Source organism: uncultured Streptococcus sp. (genome assembly GCF_963525625.1).
Classification (GTDB): Bacteria; Bacillota; Bacilli; order Lactobacillales; family Streptococcaceae; genus Streptococcus.
In genome coordinates, this window is record NZ_CAURLD010000001.1 from 216,750 (window position 1) to 235,951 (window position 19,202).

The 19,202-nt window shown below is 45.2% G+C and carries 17 protein-coding genes; 13 read left to right on the forward strand and 4 right to left on the reverse strand.

Going from position 1 to position 19,202, the window contains the following annotated elements:
• Positions 1–119: 119 nt before the first annotated feature.
• The 7 genes from msrB (at position 120) to RYK49_RS01065 (ending at position 7,488) form a co-directional block, all read left to right on the forward strand.
• Entirely contained in the window at positions 120–1,055 is a 936-nt protein-coding gene (gene msrB, locus RYK49_RS01035; protein ID WP_314864627.1) for a peptide-methionine (R)-S-oxide reductase MsrB, read from the forward strand.
• A gap of 158 nt (positions 1,056–1,213) precedes the next feature.
• Positions 1,214–2,086, forward strand: coding sequence for a MetQ/NlpA family ABC transporter substrate-binding protein (locus RYK49_RS01040; protein ID WP_314864628.1), 873 nt, complete (start codon positions 1,214–1,216; stop codon positions 2,084–2,086).
• 248 nt (positions 2,087–2,334) lie between these two features.
• Positions 2,335–3,402, forward strand: coding sequence for a methionine ABC transporter ATP-binding protein (locus tag RYK49_RS01045; RefSeq protein ID WP_149566024.1), 1,068 nt, complete (start codon positions 2,335–2,337; stop codon positions 3,400–3,402).
• The gene (locus RYK49_RS01050) at positions 3,402–4,094 is read left to right on the forward strand and encodes a methionine ABC transporter permease (protein ID WP_002898357.1); all 693 of its coding nucleotides are present in this window, start codon (positions 3,402–3,404) and stop codon (positions 4,092–4,094) included. The genes RYK49_RS01045 and RYK49_RS01050 overlap by 1 nt, the downstream gene beginning before the upstream one ends.
• A 138-nt stretch (positions 4,095–4,232) precedes the next feature.
• Entirely contained in the window at positions 4,233–5,504 is a 1,272-nt protein-coding gene (locus RYK49_RS01055; RefSeq protein WP_314831433.1) for a TRZ/ATZ family protein, read from the forward strand.
• A 215-nt stretch (positions 5,505–5,719) separates the two neighbouring features.
• A complete protein-coding gene (locus RYK49_RS01060; protein WP_314831434.1) occupies positions 5,720–7,102 on the forward strand; it encodes a CapA family protein in 1,383 nt (460 codons plus the stop codon).
• Positions 7,103–7,287: 185 nt separating this feature from the next.
• Complete coding sequence (locus tag RYK49_RS01065) at positions 7,288–7,488, forward strand: RhtB family transporter (protein ID WP_314831435.1); 201 nt, start codon at positions 7,288–7,290, stop codon at positions 7,486–7,488.
• Positions 7,489–7,640: 152 nt separating this feature from the next.
• Here the strand turns inward: RYK49_RS01065 and RYK49_RS01070 are convergent, their stop codons facing one another.
• A complete protein-coding gene (locus tag RYK49_RS01070; protein WP_314831436.1) occupies positions 7,641–8,513 on the reverse strand; it encodes an AraC family transcriptional regulator in 873 nt (290 codons plus the stop codon).
• A 105-nt stretch (positions 8,514–8,618) separates the two neighbouring features.
• On the opposite strand from RYK49_RS01070, the gene RYK49_RS01075 reads away from it, so the two are divergent.
• Entirely contained in the window at positions 8,619–10,064 is a 1,446-nt protein-coding gene (locus RYK49_RS01075; protein ID WP_314831437.1) for a glycoside hydrolase family 1 protein, read from the forward strand.
• 74 nt (positions 10,065–10,138) lie between these two features.
• On the opposite strand, the gene RYK49_RS01080 is transcribed toward RYK49_RS01075, so the two are convergent.
• The 3 genes from RYK49_RS01080 to RYK49_RS01090 form a co-directional block, all read right to left on the reverse strand.
• Positions 10,139–11,863, reverse strand: coding sequence for an ABC transporter permease/substrate binding protein (locus RYK49_RS01080; RefSeq protein WP_314831438.1), 1,725 nt, complete (start codon positions 11,861–11,863; stop codon positions 10,139–10,141).
• A 14-nt stretch (positions 11,864–11,877) separates the two neighbouring features.
• Positions 11,878–13,068, reverse strand: coding sequence for a glycine betaine/L-proline ABC transporter ATP-binding protein (locus tag RYK49_RS01085; protein ID WP_002898349.1), 1,191 nt, complete (start codon positions 13,066–13,068; stop codon positions 11,878–11,880).
• Positions 13,069–13,316: 248 nt separating this feature from the next.
• Positions 13,317–13,958 carry a GntR family transcriptional regulator gene (locus tag RYK49_RS01090; protein ID WP_002896558.1) on the reverse strand — a complete coding sequence of 214 codons (642 nt, stop codon included), beginning with the start codon at positions 13,956–13,958 and terminating at the stop codon, positions 13,317–13,319.
• Between the two features lie 184 nt (positions 13,959–14,142).
• Here RYK49_RS01090 and RYK49_RS01095 point away from each other — a divergent pair, with 184 nt between their 5' ends.
• From RYK49_RS01095 to RYK49_RS01115, 5 genes are all read left to right on the forward strand, one after another.
• Positions 14,143–15,000 carry a Cof-type HAD-IIB family hydrolase gene (locus RYK49_RS01095; protein WP_002901458.1) on the forward strand — a complete coding sequence of 286 codons (858 nt, stop codon included), beginning with the start codon at positions 14,143–14,145 and terminating at the stop codon, positions 14,998–15,000.
• The gene (locus tag RYK49_RS01100; RefSeq protein ID WP_004188740.1) at positions 15,000–15,632 is read left to right on the forward strand and encodes an SGNH/GDSL hydrolase family protein; all 633 of its coding nucleotides are present in this window, start codon (positions 15,000–15,002) and stop codon (positions 15,630–15,632) included. The genes RYK49_RS01095 and RYK49_RS01100 overlap by 1 nt, the downstream gene beginning before the upstream one ends.
• A 146-nt stretch (positions 15,633–15,778) precedes the next feature.
• A complete protein-coding gene (locus RYK49_RS01105) occupies positions 15,779–16,174 on the forward strand; it encodes a CopY/TcrY family copper transport repressor (RefSeq protein WP_002901456.1) in 396 nt (131 codons plus the stop codon).
• Positions 16,175–16,192: 18 nt separating this feature from the next.
• Complete coding sequence (locus RYK49_RS01110; protein WP_002901455.1) at positions 16,193–16,564, forward strand: cupredoxin domain-containing protein; 372 nt, start codon at positions 16,193–16,195, stop codon at positions 16,562–16,564.
• Positions 16,565–16,574: 10 nt separating this feature from the next.
• Positions 16,575–18,797 (forward strand): heavy metal translocating P-type ATPase, encoded by a 2,223-nt coding sequence (locus RYK49_RS01115; RefSeq protein ID WP_032910626.1) that lies wholly within the window; start codon positions 16,575–16,577, stop codon positions 18,795–18,797.
• The last annotated feature ends 405 nt before the right edge of the window (positions 18,798–19,202 follow it).

Genomic DNA, 19,202 nt, shown 5'->3' on the forward strand with positions numbered 1-19,202 from the left:
TGGGTTAATGGTCATTAAGACCCAGCTTTTTCATATCAATTTGAAGAAAGTTCTAATCAAATTGCTATAATTTCGACTCCTTTTATGAGAAAATAGACGCAAAGAAATGAGGTGTTTTTATGTCAGAAATTTATTTAGCAGGAGGATGCTTCTGGGGATTGGAAGAGTACTTTTCCCGCATTGAGGGGGTTAAGGAAACGACAGTGGGATACGCCAATGGACAGGTGGAATCAACTAACTACCAGCTGATTCACCAGACGGACCATGCAGAGACGGTTCATCTAATCTATGATGAAGAGCGGGTCAGTCTGCGGGAAATCCTGCTCTATTATTTCCGAATCATTGATCCTCTGTCAGTCAATAAGCAGGGCAATGATGTTGGCCGTCAATATCGGACGGGCGTTTACTATACCAATCAAGCCGATAAGGCGGTCATTGAGCAGGTCTTTGCTGAGCAGGAAAAGCAGCTGGGCCGAAAGATTGCTGTTGAGCTAGAGCCTTTGCGCCACTATGTCCTAGCTGAGGACTATCATCAGGATTATCTCAAGAAAAATCCTGGTGGCTACTGTCATATCAATGTCAATGATGCCTATCAGCCCTTGGTTGATCCTGGCCAATACGAGAAGCCTACAGATGCGGAACTAAAAGAGCAGCTGACGGAAGAGCAGTACCAGGTGACCCAGAACAGTGCGACAGAGCGTCCTTTCCATAATGCCTACAATGCCACTTTTGAAGAAGGAATTTATGTCGATGTGACGACTGGAGAGCCCCTCTTTTTTGCCGGAGACAAGTTTGAGTCTGGTTGCGGCTGGCCTAGCTTTAGCCGACCTATTGCCAGAGATGTTCTAAAATACTATGAAGACAAGAGTCACGGCATGGAGCGTATCGAAGTGCGCAGCCGTTCTGGCAATGCCCATCTGGGCCATGTTTTTACTGACGGCCCAGAAGCAGCAGGTGGTCTTCGCTACTGCATCAACTCAGCAGCTCTGCGATTTATTCCAAAAGAAAAAATGGAGGCAGAAGGATATGGCTATCTGCTGACCTTCATGCAGTAAAAGGGCATAAAATCAACTCAATTGCTTCAATCAGTCATATAAATTTTTTATCACGACGATAAATTATTTATATAAGCCAAGTCTCCTTGAACATGGTAAAATGAGAAGTAATCTTATAAAATAGAAGATTTAGAATTTTATCCATTAAAGGAGAATAAATGATGAATTTGAAAAAAATCTTTTCAGTCGGCTTAGTCGGCCTTGCAACCTTGGGTTTGGCAGCTTGCGGAGGCTCTTCTAGTAAGGAGAGCAAATCAGCAGACGGACCTGTAACCGTCAAGGTTGGAGTGATGAGCCTGAGTGATACAGAAGAAGCGCGCTGGAACAAGGTTCAAGAGATTCTTGACAAAGAAAATGCAGGCGTTAAATTAGAGTATACACAATTTACAGACTACTCTCAGCCGAACCAGGCCTTGCTTGACGGTGATGTCGATATCAATGCTTTCCAACATTACAACTTCCTTGAGAACTGGAATAAAGAGAAGGGAGTAGACCTTGTGTCTGTTGCGGATACTTATATCGCACCTATTCGTCTCTACTCTGGCACAAAGGACGGCAAAAATAAATATACAGATGTGAAAGACATCCCAGAAAATGGTACAATTGCCGTTCCAAATGATGCGACAAATGAGAGCCGCGCTCTTTATCTTCTTGAATCAGCTGGCTTGATCAAGCTTGATGTTAAAGGAAACGAGCTTGCGACTGTTGCCAACATCAAAGAAAACAAGAAGAATCTGACAATTTCTGAGTTGGATGCTTCTCAAACACCAGCTTCTCTGACTTCAGCAGATGCTGCGGTTGTCAATAATACTTTCGTCCGCGAAGCAGGCATTGACTACAAGAAGGCTCTCTTCAAAGAAGAAGCCAATGAAAACTCAAAACAATGGTATAACCTGATTGCAGCGAAACCAGATTGGAAGAAATCAGACAAGGCTGACGCGATTGAAAAAATTATCAAGGCTTACCACACTGATGAAGTGAAAAAAGTTATCGAAGAATCATCAGATGGTATGGATCAACCAGTTTGGTAATTTTTAAGTTGCAGAAGGTCATTGTATTGAATAAATGAAATGATTAAGAAGGGCGGAGATTAGCTTCTCCAGCCCTTTATCTGCTATTATGGTCATTTAGTTTGATCATTATCTAGCTTTGAGCTAGGTCGGTATAGATTGTAGCTTATGATTTTACATTTCCCTAGTCGAGCTACAGACGAAAATCAAACTAAAAGGCTACAGAGATACATCACATATTGGACAAATCAAGGAGTGAATCGGAAATTATGGGCAAAGAAATTATCAAATTGGATCACATTGATGTCGTTTTTAATCAAAAAAAGCAAGACATTAAGGCCGTAGAAGATGTGACCATTCATATTAATCAGGGAGATATTTATGGAATTGTAGGCTATTCTGGTGCCGGGAAATCTACTCTGGTCCGTGTCATTAACTTGCTGCAGGTGCCGTCTGCTGGTAAGATTACGGTGGATGATACGGTTTTCTATGATTATCATCAGGTTCAGCTTACTGCAGCTCAGTTGCGCCAAAAGCGTAAGGATATTGGGATGATTTTCCAGCATTTTAACCTCATGGCACAGATGACGGCCAAGGAAAATGTTGCCTTTGCGCTCAAGCACTCTCCTTTATCAGCTGCTGAAAAAGAGAAAAAAGTTCATACGCTTTTGGACTTGGTAGGCTTAGCGGATCGGGCGGATAATTATCCTGCTCAGCTGTCTGGTGGTCAGAAGCAGCGGGTAGCCATTGCACGGGCCTTGGCCAATGATCCCAAAATCCTAATCTCGGACGAGTCCACATCTGCTCTGGATCCTAAGACCACCAAGCAGATTCTGGCTCTATTGCAGGATTTGAATCAAAAATTGGGTCTGACTATTGTCCTCATTACCCACGAAATGCAGATTGTCAAGGACATTGCTAACCGTGTAGCAGTTATGCAAAATGGCCGGCTGATTGAGGAAGGCTCAGTTCTGGATATTTTCTCTAATCCCAAGAATGAGCTGACCCAAGACTTCATTACGACCGCAACCGGTATCAATGAGGCTATGATCAAAATCAACCAGCAAAAGATTGTGCAAAACCTGCCAGAAAATTCCATTCTGGCCCACCTGAAATACTCTGGTGTGGTAACAGACACAGCCATTATAAACGACATTTACAAGCAGTATCACATATCGGCCAATATTCTTCACGCTAATATTGAGATTTTAGACCATGTACCAGTCGGAGAAATGGTCGTTATCTTATCTGGAGAGACCAAGCAACTGGCGGCGGTGCAGGAAAGTCTGCGCGAAGCAGGAGTAGAGCTGCATGTTCTGAAAGAAAGGAGTAACTAATGCTACAGCTGATTCAACAATTTATGCCCAATGTTTATAGAATGGGCTGGTCTGGGCAGGCTGGCTGGGGAACAGCTATTTACCTGACTCTATATATGACTATCATTCCTTTCTTTATCGGAGGGATTCTAGGCTTTATCGCTGGTCTCTTACTCGTCTTGACAGGGCCGAGAGGTATTTTGGAAAATAGACTTGTCTTTTTCGTCCTAGATAAGGTTACCTCTATCTTCCGGGCGATTCCTTTCATCATTCTCCTAGCCCTCATCAATCCTTTTACTCGGATTATTGTGGGAACTGGGATTGGACCGACTGCGGCCTTGGTGCCTCTCTCGCTGGCTGTCTTTCCTTTCTTTGCCCGTCAGGTTCAGGTGGTCTTATCCGAACTAGACCGAGGAGTCATTGAAGCAGCGCAGGCTAGTGGAGCAACCTTCTGGGACATTGTTGGTGTTTACTTGCGGGAAGGTCTGCCGGATTTGATTCGTGTGACGACAGTTACGCTCATCTCTCTGGTTGGTGAGACTGCTATGGCCGGAGCGATTGGAGCTGGTGGACTGGGAAATGTTGCCCTGACTTATGGTTATCAGCGTTTCAACCATGATGTGACTATTCTTGCGACCATTCTTATTTTGCTGCTCATCTTCTTTATTCAGTTTGTTGGGGATTTCCTGACACGGAAGATTAGTCATAGATAATGATTGACAACTAGGGCCTCAGCTGGGGCCCCTTTTTTATGCCATAATTTTATAAAAAGGCTTGCACAATTAGATTAGGCTTGTTATAATAGCTAAAATCTCTTGAAACCAAGTGTCGGGAAAGTGAGGATATGGCGGATGAAAGCTTATACAAATGTCAATCTGGTGACCTGTGACAGCGCATTTCATGTTTACCGGGACGGGCTGCTAGTGATTGAGGGCGACCGTATTGCCTACTGCGGCACATATGATGAGACTTGGCTGGAACAATGCAGCGAGCTAGTGGATTATGAAGGGGCTTGGATCATGCCAGGGCTGGTCAACTGTCATACTCACTCGGCCATGACCTTGCTGCGCGGGATTCGTGATGACAGCAATCTGCATGAATGGCTGGAGGACTATATCTGGCCAGCAGAAAGTCAATTCACAGCGGATCTAACGACCCAGGCTGTCCAGCTAGCTCTAGCTGAAATGCTGCAGTCAGGAACAACGACTTTTAACGACATGTATAATCCTCAGGGAGTGGAGATTGACCGAATTTATCAGACTGTGCGGCAGTCTGGTATGCGCTGCTATTTCTCACCAACACTCTTTAGCTCAGGGTCGGAAACAGCAGAAGAGACTCTGGCACGTACTCGGACCATTATTGAGAAAATTCTCTCCTATAATGATGAATATTTTCAGGTTATGGTGGCGCCTCATTCACCTTATGCCTGTGACGAAGATCTGCTCAAGGGCAGTCTTGAGCTAGCGCGTGAGCTGGATTTGAAGCTTCATATCCATGTGGCAGAGACCCAGGAAGAAAATAAAATCATTCTGGGGCGCTATGGTAAACGGCCTCTGGCTTTCTTAAAAGGCTTGGGCTACTTGGAGCAGCCAGCAATTTTTGCTCACGGGGTTGAGCTGAATCCGTCAGAGATTTCGGATTTAGCGGCTTCACCAGTCAGCATCGCCCACAATCCTATCAGCAACCTCAAGTTGGCTTCTGGTGTAGCTCCAGTGACGGACTTATTATCCGCTGGGGTGACCGTTGGCTTAGCGACGGACTCTGTCGCTTCCAATAATAATCTGGATATGTTTGAAGAGGGGCGGACAGCTGCCCTCCTTCAGAAGATGAGGGCAGGCGATGCGACTCAGTTTACGATTGAGCAGGCCTTGAAAGCTTTGACTATTGAGGGAGCAAATGTTCTGGGCTTGGAGAAGAAAATCGGTAGTCTGGAAGTGGGCAAACAAGCCGATTTCATTGTCATTCAGCCTAAGGGACGACTTCATCTTTATCCTTTGGAAAATATGCTGTCGCACCTAGTGTACGCAGTCAAAGGCAGCGATGTTCAGGATGTCTACATTGCAGGACAGCAGGTTGTCCGAAACGGCCAAGTGCTGACCGTTGATGTAGGGAGTTTTGTGTAAGAATGAAAGTCGAGTTTCAGCTCGGCAATCAGCTCTTAGAATTGAAAAAATAGAAAATGAAGCAGGAGATTGGGAGAGATTGCCGTAATTTGAAGATTGTAGCATGCTTCTCCCAGCTTCTGCTTTTTGCTTTCCTTTTCTTTTGGCAGTAAAAATAGTACAATATAGTAAAGGTTGATGCGCTATTATTAAGCAAGAAAAAGCGGAGAAATGCGATGGATAAAAAATTTCTTTGGGAGAAGATTCAGACTTTTGTTCAGGAACTTTGGAAAAAGATATCGGGTTTTGCTGCAGAGCATACTCTCCTGACAGATGCCTACCAAGCTTGGCGGGATTGGATTAAGAAGTTGCCGCTTCCTCGTCCTAAGTTCTTTCAAAAACAGCTTAGCAATCGGCAGTTTGTCGGAGTGCTTTTGACAGTTGTTGGATTGTCAGCTGGTCTCATCCTCTTGTCAGAGCATTTACCTGACTTCAGCTTTTCCTTCCCTGCAAAGAAAGAGCAGCGGACGGATTCCTCGAAGAATCCGACGGTGCGTATCATGGCGACTGGGGATTTGCTTTATCACGACGGCCTCTATCTGAGTGCTCAGAAAGAAGATGGAACTTATGATTTTTCTGAGAATTTCCACTATGCCAAAGAATGGCTTCGGCAGGGAGACTTGGTCTTAGGGGACTTTGAAGGCACGATTCGCCCGGACTATCCCCTAAATGGCTATCCGCTCTTTAATGCTCCGGAAGCTGTAGTTCCAGCAATCAAGGATGCCGGCTATCAGGTGATGGACCTGGCTCATAACCACATTTTAGACTCTGGCTTGGAGGGAGTTTTTACTACAGCTCAGGCTTTTGAAAAAGAGGGAATCACTCCCATCGGTGTTTATCCACATGAAAGCCGCAGTCAGGCGCCGATTTTGATAAAAGAAGTCAAGGGCATTAAGATTGCACTGCTGGCTTACTCCTATGGCTACAATGGCATGGAGGGGCTTCTCAGTCAGGAAGATTATGATGCTCGCCTATCCGATCTGGATGAAGAAAAGATGCGAGCCGAGATTGAGCGGGCAGAAAAGGAAGCAGATATTACAGTCGTCATGCCTCAGATGGGGATAGAGTACCAGCTAGAGCCGACCGAGGAGCAGATGACCCTCTACCATAAAATGATTGACTGGGGAGCAGATATCGTCTTTGGGGGCCATCCTCATGTGGTTCAGCCGGCGGAGATTTTAGAGAAAGACGGCCAGAAGAAGCTGATTATGTATTCTATGGGAAATTTCATTTCCAATCAGCGCATCGAAACCATGGAGGAGATTGAAAATGCTCATTGGACCGAGCGCGGAGTGCTGATGGATGTTACCATTGAAAAGACACCAAAGGGCACGCAGATAAAAAGTGCTCAGGCTCATCCGAGCTGGGTCAGCCGAGTTGAAAAGGGTAATACTTCAGCAGACGGCTCTCCTTTATACACTTATCAAACCTGGATTTTGGACGACTTTATCGAAGGCGGCAAGTATCGAGACAAACTGAACCAAGAAACCAGAGCACGGATCGATACCGCCTATCAGGAAATGAAGTCGCATATTGGTTTAAATTGGCCGGGGCAATAAATTGCTTGAATATGATTTTTAGCCAGATTGAATTTTCCAATCTGGTTTTTGCTGTTGTAAAGTTGAGGACTTTGTTATAATTAAAAAGGATTATAGAACTGTTAATGAATGAAACTGGCCGCTTTCGAGCTCGTCTATTATTTTGACTTATTTTATTAGAAAGAAAATGAAATGCAATTTGGTTTGTGGCTGCTTTTGTATATTATACCCATGTTTATCTTGTTTTTGTTGCTAGTTTGCTCCTTGGTCTTGCTGGTTTTCTGCCTGTTTTTGCGGAGAAATTTCTTCAAGGAAAAGCAAGGGCGCTATTTGCTGCTAGCTATCTTTTGGTTAGGACTCTTCAATCTCCTGCTGAACTTGCTAGTATAGAAACGATGAGGTCGTAAGGACAACAATCGAAACACTTAGGTCTTAGCTGACTTATATGTAAAAACATACTATTATTTCTGTCCTTCTTGTGAAATTAGCATAAAAAAACGAATACCCTCAGCATATTTTGGTTAGCAGGTATTCGTTTTTTATTTTCTATTTTAGCGCTTCATTTCTTCCGATACTGGCTTGGTGTCATTTGGTAGTATTTTTTAAACTGGCGGTTGAAGTTGGACAGGTTATTAAAGCCTGCTTGGCTGGAGATTTCCAGTACAGAGAGGTTAGAGTGCTGCAGGAGTTCGGCTGCCTTGCGCAGGCGGAATTGGATCAGGTACTCAATGCAGGAAACACCCAGATGCTTCTTGAAGAAGTTCATGAAATGGGTGGAGCTGTAGCCACAAATGCCAGCCAGTTGGTCAATATTCAGGTCTTCTTGGTAGTGGGCATTGATGTAGTCAATGATGGAGCGGATTTTTTCTTCCTTGCGGTAGCCTTCTGGTGATAGGTCTTTGGAAATGACATAGCCGTTCTCAAAGAGCAGGTAGAAGAGCTGGTTGAGTTGGGCTTTGAGCTGAAACTCGTAGTGAGATTTACGGAAATAGCCTGTTTCCATAGCTGCTAAGAGGCACTGGCGAATCTCCGCATAGGCTGTATCATTGGGCTTGATCACATGAGTCAAGTCCAGCTGACCATTGTAGAGGGGCTGCAGGTAGTTGATGCTGGTCTGATCCATGGCAGAGTAGCCCATCAGATCCAGATGAAAATTAATGGCGTCCATATAATGGTGCTCGTCGTTGATGGGGTGGATGGAGTGTAGGGCATTGGGGCGAATCAGGATAATATCACCTTTTTCGCTGTTAAAGTAGTCGTCGTCAATATGAAATTGTGCTTTTCCTTCGTGGACATAAATCAGTTCAACATCGGTATGCCAGTGGAAAAGAATATCTGGATGACCATTCTCAGTGATGGTGCGGGTCAGAGAATAAGGGGTTCCTTGGTTTTTGAAAACGGTATTTTTATGTAGTTGGCCTAAATCAATCATGGGGACACTCTTTCATAGAATAGTACAATTTATTAAGATAATTGTGTTAGAAAATATGTTTGACAACTATTATAATATAAATATAAAAAAAACGAAAGCGAGAAAATGCAAATGGGTAAATTTCCGCAGAATTTCCTCTGGGGCGGTGCAACTGCAGCCAACCAGTATGAAGGAGCCTATAATATGGATGGAAAAGGCCTGTCTGTTCAGGATGTGACTCCAAAAGGCGGAGTGCCAGCCACGCCAGGTGATTGCAACCCTTTGATTACCGAGGAGCCGACAGCAGATAATCTCAAGCTGGAAGGGATTGATTTCTATCATCGTTACAAGGAGGACATCGCCCTCTTTGCGGAGATGGGTTTCAAGGTTTACCGGACTTCCATAGCCTGGTCTCGGATTTTTCCAAATGGGGACGAGCTGGAGCCCAATGAAGCTGGTTTGCAATTTTATGACAATCTTTTTGACGAGCTGGCTAAATATGGCATTGAGCCTCTGATTACCTTGTCTCACTATGAAACGCCCCTGCATTTGGCGCGTCAATACAATGGCTGGGCAAACCGTGATTTGATTGGCTTCTACGAGCGTTATGTCCGCACGGTTTTTACCCGCTATAAGGACAAGGTCAAGTATTGGCTGACCTTTAATGAAATCAACTCTGTTCTCCATGCGCCTTTTATGAGCGGTGGCATTGCCACGCCAGCTGAAGAACTATCCAAGCAGGACCTCTATCAAGCGGTCCATCATGAGCTAGTGGCATCTGCCTTGGCAACGAAGATTGGTCATGAGATTAATCCTGATTTTAAGATTGGCTGTATGGTTCTGGCTATGCCGGCCTATCCTATGACACCTAAGCCTGAAGATGTGCTGGCAGCTCGGGAATTTGAAAATCAAAACTACCTCTTCTCTGATATCCATGCGCGTGGAAAATATCCAGCCTATATCAATCGTTTCTTCAAGGAGAATGGGATTGAGATTCAGTTTGCGCCGGGCGACAAAGAGCTTTTGGCTGAAAATACTGTAGACTTCATTTCCTTCTCTTACTATATGAGTGTGGTTGCGGCTCATGATCCGGAAAATTATTCTTCCGGCCGAGGCAATCTTCTAGGTGGCATCCTAAATCCTCATCTGGCTAGCTCAGAATGGGGTTGGCAGATTGACCCAGTCGGCCTGCGCTTGGTGTTAAATAGCTTTTATGACCGCTATCAGCTGCCTCTCTTCATCGTGGAAAATGGTCTTGGTGCTAAGGATGTCTTGGTGGATGGTCCAAATGGCCCAACGGTTGAAGATGACTACCGCATTGATTATCTCAAACAGCACTTGCAGCAGGTAGGAGAAGCGCTGGAAGATGGCGTAGAACTGCTAGGTTACACAACTTGGGGCTGTATTGACCTGGTCTCAGCCAGCACGGCAGAACTCAGCAAGCGTTACGGCTTTATCTACGTTGACCGCAACGATGACGGTAGCGGAACTCTAGCCCGTTACAAGAAAAAATCTTTTGATTGGTACAAAGAGGTCATTGCGACGAATGGAGACAATCTCTATCAGGATTGAATGACTTAAACAAAATAGAATGGCTCCTTATAAAAAAAGGATGAATCAAAAGATTCATCCTTTTTTATATACTTTTATTTCTTCCAGCTTTCGACTTCTTTCTGATGGTTTTTGATCCACTCTTTGGCTGCAGCTTCTGGTGAGCTGCCTTCGTTAATCTTAAGCATGACTTCTTCCATGTCCTTTTGAGTCCATTTGAAGTTGTCTAGGACCTTATTGACTTCTGGTAAGTCCTTGTCTAGATTTTTCCGAGTCATAGTGTGGATAGCTTCCTTACCACCCATGGTTCCTTTAGGATCCTTGAGGTACTTAAGGTCATATTTGGAGAACATCCAGTGAGGTGACCAGCCGGTTACGATGATATCTTCTTTATTCTTAATAGCCTGATCCAGAGCAGTGGTCATGGCTCCTGTTGAGGAAGAAGAAAGATTCCAGCCACTGAGATTGCTGTATTCTTGCATAGTCTTCTCAGTCGCGGTCATGATACCAGCGCCGGGCTCAATACCTGTGATAGTTTTCTTGGCTTGGTCTGACAGATCTTCGATAGAGTCAGCATCCATATAACTTGGTACGACTAGCCCTGTCTTAACGCCCTCAAGGTTTGGTCCCAAGTCCACTAGCTTGTCCTTGTACTCATCATAAAGAGCAGCATGGGTAGTCGGCAACCAGGCAGAAACCATGGCATCGGCTTCGCCATTAGCAACAGACTTCCACATAACGGCATTGTCCAGCGGTGTGATGGTGACATCGTAGCCCATTTCCTTGAGAGCTTCTGCTACGACATTGGTTGAGGCAACTTCGGAGTCCCATTCAACATAGGCAAGGTTGACCTTTTCTTTTTTGCTTTGCTGAAGCTTGGTTACTTGATTTCCGACAAAGGCTGTCAAGATGACAGCAGCCAGAGCTGACCAGAGCATAATCTTCTTGCGTTTTTCCTTGGCAGTGACCGGCGATTTTTTAGCCAGAGGCTGGTTGAGCTTCTGGGTCAGGCGGTCAATGATAATGGCCAGGATAACCAGAGACACCCCATTGACAAAACCGGAACCAATGTCAGCATGCTGCAAGGCAGAGAGAACGCCGCGGCCCAGTCCTGGTGCCCCAATCATAGAGGCAGTAACGACCATAGACAGAGCCAGCATGATGGTCTGATTGACCCCAGCTAGGATGGTATTTTTAGCCAGAGGCAGCTCGACTTTGAAGAGCTTCTGCTTGCCAGTGCCCCCGAAGGAGTCTGATGCTTCAATCAGCTCGGTCGGAATTTGACGAATGGCTAGATTGGTAAAACGGACAGTCGGTGGCAGGGCAAATATGACAGAGGCAAAGACCCCAGGCACCATACCGATGCCGAAGAAGGCCACGGCCGGTATCAGGTAGACAAAGGCCGGCATGGTCTGCATAAAGTCCAGCAAGGGCTTGATAACTGCTTCGACACGATTGCTCTTAGCCATCCAAATCCCCAGTGGAATACCAATGATAATGGAAATGGCACTGGAGACGATGACCAAGGTCACAGTGTTCATAAGATTTTCCCAGAGGCCTTGGTTGTAAACAAAGAGCAGGCCTAGGAAGGTGAGTAGGGGCAGCCCCAGCTTACGCTTGGAAATCAAATAGGTAAAAATAGTGATGACTGCGATAAAGAGCAGGGGTGGAATGAAGAGCAGGGTGTCTGTCATTCCATTCATGATGGCATTTCCGATAGCCTGAAGGACCGAGAAAAGCCCGGAGAAGGTATCAGTTACCCAGTTAGTAAAGGCCTCAACCCATTGAGAAACGGGGATTGGCTGTTGTAAAATATTCAAAATGCGAACCTCCCTTATTCTTCAGATTCAGTAGTATTGGCCAAGGCTTCGATGACTCGGCCTTTGATAATAACGCCGACTAACTTGTCCTTATCATCTACAACGGCCAGAGGCGCTGGTGAATCGTAGATCAGCGGGAAAATATCGGTAATCAGGGTTTCCTGAGTGACCTTGCGGACGTTCTTATCAATCACTTCAGCCAGTGCTTGATGCTGTTTACGGGCATCGCGGGCGGCTTCGGCAGTCAGACTGCCCTTGAGGTGCCGCTTCCTATCCACAGCCAGCAGCATACTGACCTCTTCTTTTTTCATGCGATTGAGAGCCACGGTTGGTCCGTCGATGTCAATGTTGGTAGTCAGTGGCGTTGTCATGATATTCTGGGCAGTCAAGACCTTGGAGCGGTCCACATCTTCAACGAACTCTCGAACGAAGTCGTTGGCTGGATTGGTCAGGATTTCCTCACCGGTGCCAATCTGCATAATCTGACCGTCAGCCATAATAGCAATACGGTCACCAATACGCAGGGCCTCATTGAGATCGTGGGTGATAAAGATAATAGTACGCTCATGCTCTGCCTGCAGATCCAGTAACTCATCCTGCATTTCTCGTCGGATAAGGGGATCTAGAGCTGAGAAGGCCTCGTCCATGAGCAGAATGTCAGGATTGTTGGCCAAAGCTCGAGCGAGACCGACCCGCTGCTGCATCCCACCGGAGAGCTGATCGGGGTATTGGTCCTTGAAGGACAGGAGACCGGCATTGTCTAGAGCTTGTTCAGCTAGGCGCGTGCGCTCTTCCTTATCAACACCTCGAACTTCCAGACCGAACTCAGTATTTTCCAGAATGGTCCGATGCGGGAAGAGTCCAAAGTTTTGGAAGACCATATTGAGCTTGTGGCGGCGAACGTCACGCAGCTCCTCTTCGTTCATCTTGGCCACATCTTGGCCGTCAATGTAAATGTCGCCTGATGTTGGGTCAATCAATCGGTTGAGCAGGCGGATAAGGGTAGACTTCCCACTACCGGACAGTCCCATGATGACAAAAATTTCTCCGGTCTGAACCTCAAAGTTTACATCGTAAACTCCGACAGTAGCACCTGTTTTTTCTAAAATTTCCGTCTTGCTTTTGGCTTGCTGCACCATTTCTAGTGCCTGCTTTTGCCTTTTTCCGAAAATTTTAGTCAAATGTTTTACTTCTAGTTTATTCAACGTATTTCTCCTTTTACACAAGTGACTACATATTTATTTTGATGAGTTGTCACTTAAAAGACCATCACAGTATAACATCGTGTGGTCACTTTGTCAAACCCAAAAGACCGCCAGACCGGCCTTTTTCGGCTATTATAAAAAAGGGAGTGGGGATTTTTGGAATATTTCTGAAAGTCATAAAAACCTTGTCAGACAGCGGATTCGCCTGTCTATTCTGTTTTTTTGACAAAGAAAAAACAAGTGCTGTTTCACTTGTTTGTTTCAATTTCATTAAAAAATAAATTATGCATCAAACCGACTGATAATTCGTTGCCAACAAAATAGATGGTATTGCCGGCTTCCAGCTTGGTATAAGGACCAGGCGAGATTAGGAGTTGGTCTCCCTGCTGGACTGCGACAATGGTAGCGCCAGTCGAGTGCCAGATATTGAGTTCATTGATAGATTTTCCTAGGTTGATGGCGTCTGCTGAGAGCTGGAGCTCGTAGGGATTGAAAGGGAAGCGCTGCTGGACATCTTTAGTTCGGCTGAGAAGCTGGTTAAGCAGCTGGGAAAAGTTAGCAAATTCTTCCTCTTGGCGTTGGATGCTCTGGTGGAGCTTGCTTTTGAGGTCCTGCAGAGAGTTGACATCTTTATAGGTCTCGAGAAACTGCTGAGCTTTTTCCTTGGAGGAGATGAAGGCTCCACTGCCATGACGGACTTCCATGATTTCCAGATCTACCAGCACATTGATAGCCTTGCGGGCTGTCTCAGGGGAGACATTGAAGTTACTGGCTAGGGTAGAGCGGGCATAGATCTTGCTGCCGATGGGATATTTGCCATCAACAATTCGCTCGGCAATGGCGACGGCAATCTGCTGGTAGCGTGGGAATGCGACTTCTTTTTTGCTCATGAGGACCTCCAATTTTACGACAGGAATATAGCTATGATTATAATATAAAACTGGAAGATTGAAAAGTGCTCTTTGTAAAATCGACCGTCTTAACCGCCTCTTCTTGCCTTTCTTTTTACTTTTTTAAGTAGTATAATATGTCTAAAAGTCAGAGGTTTTCTGGAAAAGAGGCAATCCAAATTGGATGATAAAGATAGAAATGGATAAAAAGATGACTGTAAAGATGATAGCGACAGACATGGATGGAACCTTGCTGGATGGACAGGGACAGCTGGATTTGCCTCGTCTGGCTACTATTTTAGATGAGCTGGAGAAGAGAGACATTCGCTTTGTGGTGGCTACTGGTAATGAAATTCCACGGATGCGACTGCTATTGGGAGATTTGGTAGAACGCATGACCTTGGTAGTCGCCAACGGAGCGCGGATTTTTGAAAAGAACCAGCTAAGCATGAGCAGCTTCTGGGAACCTGGATTGATTAGGGATGCGCTGGCTTATTTTTCCGGTCATGAAAGGGAGCTTCAGCTGGTTGTGACCTCCGAAAGAGGTGGCTTTGTTCAGGAGGGTACAGAGTTTCCCTTGATTGAAAAAGTCATGACTAAGGAAATGGCCCAGCTTTTCTATAAGCGGATGAATTTTGTGCCAAGCCTTCAGGATTATCCCTTTGACAAGGTCTTGAAAATGAGTATGATGGTAGAAGAGGCTGCAGCAGCAGAGCATGCTCGTCTGATTAATCAGCATTTTGCAGGCCGATTGAGCGCAGTTGCCAGTGGTTACGGAGCCATTGACATCCTCCAAGATGGGATGCACAAGGCTTGGGGCTTGCAGCAGCTGATGGCTAAGTGGCAGATTCAAAGCTCGGAAATCATGGCTTTTGGGGATAGTGAAAATGACATAGAAATGCTTGAATTAGCTGGTATTTCTTACGCTATGGAAAATGGTGATGAGCGAGTCAAAAAGGTAGCAGACTACCTAGCACCGGCCAATACAGAAGCCGGTGTTCTACAGGTGATTGAGCAATACCTAGAAGAGGAAAAAGAATAATGGCAGTACAATTACTAGAAGAATGGCTTCTCAAGGAGCAGGCAAAATTGCAGCAAAACTACAGAGAGCTCAATCAACTCTCCGTCAAGGAGCCAGACATCATCTTTATCGGAGATTCTATCGTAGAATACTATCCGCTCCAGGAACTATTGCGGACGGATAAGGTCCTGATTAACCGCGGCATTCGGGGCTATAAGACTGATTTGCTTTTAGACAACCTAGATGCCCATCTCTTTGGGCAGGCTTTGGATAAGGTCTTTATCCTGATTGGTACCAATGATATTGGCAAGGAGATGCCTCAGACAGAAACGCTGGCGAATTTAGAAGCCATTATTCAGGAGATTTCTCGCGACTATCCTCTGGCTCAGATCCAGTTGCTGTCGGTCCTGCCGGTCAATGAAGCTCCAGCCTACAAGAGCACGGTCTATGTCCGCAGCAATGAAAAGATTCAGGCCCTTAATCAGGCCTATCGCCAGCTGGCTAACGCCTACATGAATGTCCAATTTATCGATCTCTACGATGCTTTTCTGAACGGGGAAGGCCAGCTGCGCCCAGGCTACACAACTGACGGCCTCCATCTGACCATTGCTGGCTATGCAGCCCTGTCCAAGGTTTTGCAGGAGACGTTATAGAGATAAAAATAGGGAGCGAAAAAAGCCCAACCAGACAAATCTTCAAAGGAAGATTTTTTTTTTAAAACTTTTGGTTGACAAATGTAAATCTTAGAGCTAAAATAGGATTATAAGATTTACAAATGTAGATTTAGAAAGGAGAGGTCATGCAAATTTCCAATGCGGAATGGCGCATCATGAAGATTATCTGGATGGAAGGCAAGCAGACCAGCACGGATTTGATCGCCGTCTTGTCCGAGCGCTTTGACTGGTCGAAGTCGACGGTCAAGACTCTCTTGACCCGCTTGGTGGAGAAAGGATGTTTGACTAGAGAAAAATCAGGCAAAGCCTTTGTTTACTCGGCTTTGTTGAAGCAGGACCAGAGTTTAGACTTGGTCGTTGAGGATGTGAAAGACAAGGTTTGCTCCAAAAGGATTGTCCAGGTGCTTGAAAACTTGATTCAGGCGAGTGACTTTACGCTTGCAGATCTTAATCAGCTGCAGCAGGTCCTGGAAGAAAAGAAAGCAGAGGCTGTCGAAACAGTCCCTTGCAATTGTATGTAATAGAAAGAAGGAAATTCCATGTTTGGATTGTTGATTAGTATTGTTTGTTTACTTGTGGTTGCTTTTATTGCTTGGTGGTTCTTTGCAGAGCATGAAAAGGTAAGCGGCCACGCTCGTCAGAAATCAGGTTATCAAGAAATTGAAGTCGAAGTCATGGGGGGCTATTCGCCTGAAACCATTGTCCTGAAAAAGAATGTTCCAGCCCGGATCATCTTTAATCGCAAGGATCCATCTTCATGTCTGGCTCAAGTGATCTTTCCAGATTTTGGCGTTCATGAAGATTTGCCTTTAGGTGAAAAACATGTCATTGAAATTACGCCAGAAAAAGCGGGCGAATATGGGTATTCATGTGGAATGAACATGATGCATGGTCACATGATTGTGGAATAAAGGAGTAGGTATGGTAGAAAAACAAAAAGCAGTTGTGGAAAACGGAGTGCAAAAGATCCGTATTACAGCAGAAAAGGGCTATAGTCCCAAAGAATTTCAACTTCAAAAAGGGATCCCTGCTGAAATCACCTTCCATCGGGTCAATCCTTCCGGCTGTTACAAGGAAATTTTGTTTGAAGATCAGGGGATTTTAGAGCCTTTGGAAGTCGGTGTGGATAAGGTGATATCCTTTACCCCGACAGAAACAGGGGACTTCGAGTTTTCATGTGGAATGAAGATGCAAAAGGGTTCCTACACGGTTGTGGAAAAACGCCGTCGTGTCTTAAGTTTACGGGATCGCTTTTGGATTACTAGTATCTTTACCCTTCCTTTATTGATCTTGATGATCGGGATGATGGCAGGATTTGTATCCCATACAGTCAGTCGCTGGGGGACTTTTCTAGCGACAACGCCGATCATGTTGGTAGCAGGAGTTCCTTTTATCAAGAGTGCCTGGGCCTCATTTAAGAAGCACCATTCCAATATGGATACCTTGGTAGCTCTTGGAACCCTGGTAGCCTATGTCTATAGTGTATTTGCCCTTTTTACTGGTCAGCCAGTATACTTTGAGGCTGCGGGTTTTATCATCTTCTTTATCCTCTTAGGGCAAATCTTTGAAGAACGGATGCGTAACAATGCCTCCGAGGCTGTGGAAAAGTTGTTGGATTTGCAGGCAAAAACGGCTCAAGTTCTCCGTGATGGGAACTATGTCGAGGTGGCGGCAGAAGATATCCAAATTGATGACTTGATTCGGGTCCGTCCTGGGGAAAAGATTGCGGTTGATGGGACGATTGTAGAAGGAAGTACGACCATTGATGAGTCGATGGTGACAGGTGAAAGCTTGCCTGTGGAAAAATCAGTTGGTGATGCAGTTATCGGCTCCACTATCAACAGCAATGGGACCATTCTCTTTAAGGCTGAAAAAGTCGGTAGTGAGACCCTCTTATCTCAAATTGTGGACTTTGTCAAAATGGCCCAATCCAGTCGTGCTCCTATTCAAGATTTGACGGATAAGATTTCAGGTATCTTTGTTCCAGTGGTGACGATTTTGGCCATTGCGACTTTCTGGGTTTGGTCCGTGCTTCTGGGCGCGTCGCTTCAAGAGGCCATGCTCTATGCAGTCTCTGTCCTCATTATTGCCTGTCCTTGTGCCCTTGGTTTAGCAACCCCAACAGCCCTGATGGTCGGAACCGGCCGTAGTGCCAAGATGGGGGTTCTGATTAAAAATGGAACGGTTCTTCAAGAAGTGCAAAAGATTCAAACCGTTGTGTTTGATAAGACAGGGACTATTACCATTGGCCAACCACTTGTAACCGATGTTGTAGGAGATGAAGCGCGTGTCTTGACACTGGCTGCTAGTCTTGAAACTTTTTCAGAACATCCACTAGCCCAAGCGGTGTTATCCCAAGCAGAAGAAAAAGGTTTGGTGTTATTCCCTGTGGAAAACTTCCAAGCGATTGAAGGAAAAGGGGTCCAAGGTCAGATCGACCAGCAGTTGGTGACCTTGGGAAATGGCAAACTTCATGACGGGACAGCGATGGATCTGGAGCTTGAAAAACGGATGGTAGAGTTGCAAGAGCAGGCCAAAACAGTGATTAGTTTGTCTGTGGATGGGCAAGTGATTGGCTTGATTGCCATTCAAGATGCTCCGAAGGCCAGCTCAAAAGAAGCGATCAAAAAGCTCAAAGAACGGGGCTTGAAAACGGTCATGTTAACGGGGGATAATGAACGGGTGGCCCAAGCTATTGCTAAGCAAGTGGGAATTGACACCGTCATTGCTGATGTCCTTCCTCAAGAAAAAGCTAGCGCCATCCAAAAACTGCAAGAAGCTAGCAAGGTCGCCTTTGTTGGAGATGGGATCAATGATGCTCCAGCTCTCTCGATCGCGGATGTGGGGATCGCTATGGGATCTGGAACGGATATTGCGATCGAGTCCGGTGGCATCGTGCTCACGCAAAATGATTTACTTGGCGTTGTGCGCGCCTTTGACATGAGTCAAAAGACCTTCCGCAGGATCTTACTCAATCTCTTCTGGGCCTCTATCTACAATATCCTTGGGCTTCCAATTGCTGCTGGAGTCTTTGTAGGACTGGGATTGACCCTCAATCCAGAACTAGCAGGTCTTGCTATGGCCCTTAGTTCTTTGTCTGTTTTGACTAGCTCGCTGCTTCTCAATGTTGAGAAAATTGATTAAATGAAATAAAAAGTGATACAGAATTTTGTATCGCTTTTTGTTTGATTTCCTACAACTACAAGTCTTAGAGGTGCATGCAAATTATAATAAAATATCCTATTCTACTATAGTTTGTGAAATTTTCTCAAAAAAGAGCATCTGCTATGTAATAGGGATTGAGCATCTCTGAGCAGATTCTTATATATGTGAATCTCTTTGTGATAAATTAATACTGTAATCGTTTTGTAAATCGTTTTCATGAGAAATGTCAGAAAAAACTCATTTTCAAAACGAAACCTGATCGCAAAGATGTAGTAGAAGCGCTATGCTACATTTTTAAAGGATCAAAATAGATTTAAAGGAGAGTTAGAATGACTCAAGGGAAAATTACTGCATCTGCAGCAATGCTCAACGTATTGAAAACAT

Bases quoted from the DNA above. Each gene is read 5' to 3' on its own strand.
- msrB (WP_314864627.1), top strand. From the start codon at position 120: ATGTCAGAAATTTATTTAGCAGGAGGATGCTTCTGGGGATTGGAAGAG.
- RYK49_RS01040 (WP_314864628.1), top strand. From the start codon at position 1,214: ATGATGAATTTGAAAAAAATCTTTTCAGTCGGCTTAGTCGGCCTTGCA.
- RYK49_RS01045 (WP_149566024.1), top strand. From the start codon at position 2,335: ATGGGCAAAGAAATTATCAAATTGGATCACATTGATGTCGTTTTTAAT.
- RYK49_RS01050 (WP_002898357.1), top strand. From the start codon at position 3,402: ATGCTACAGCTGATTCAACAATTTATGCCCAATGTTTATAGAATGGGC.
- RYK49_RS01055 (WP_314831433.1), top strand. From the start codon at position 4,233: ATGAAAGCTTATACAAATGTCAATCTGGTGACCTGTGACAGCGCATTT.
- RYK49_RS01060 (WP_314831434.1), top strand. From the start codon at position 5,720: ATGGATAAAAAATTTCTTTGGGAGAAGATTCAGACTTTTGTTCAGGAA.
- RYK49_RS01070 (WP_314831436.1), bottom strand. From the start codon at position 8,513: ATGATTGATTTAGGCCAACTACATAAAAATACCGTTTTCAAAAACCAA.
- RYK49_RS01075 (WP_314831437.1), top strand. From the start codon at position 8,619: ATGCAAATGGGTAAATTTCCGCAGAATTTCCTCTGGGGCGGTGCAACT.
- RYK49_RS01090 (WP_002896558.1), bottom strand. From the start codon at position 13,958: ATGAGCAAAAAAGAAGTCGCATTCCCACGCTACCAGCAGATTGCCGTC.
- RYK49_RS01095 (WP_002901458.1), top strand. From the start codon at position 14,143: ATGATAAAGATAGAAATGGATAAAAAGATGACTGTAAAGATGATAGCG.
- RYK49_RS01100 (WP_004188740.1), top strand. From the start codon at position 15,000: ATGGCAGTACAATTACTAGAAGAATGGCTTCTCAAGGAGCAGGCAAAA.
- RYK49_RS01105 (WP_002901456.1), top strand. From the start codon at position 15,779: ATGCAAATTTCCAATGCGGAATGGCGCATCATGAAGATTATCTGGATG.
- RYK49_RS01110 (WP_002901455.1), top strand. From the start codon at position 16,193: ATGTTTGGATTGTTGATTAGTATTGTTTGTTTACTTGTGGTTGCTTTT.
- RYK49_RS01115 (WP_032910626.1), top strand. From the start codon at position 16,575: ATGGTAGAAAAACAAAAAGCAGTTGTGGAAAACGGAGTGCAAAAGATC.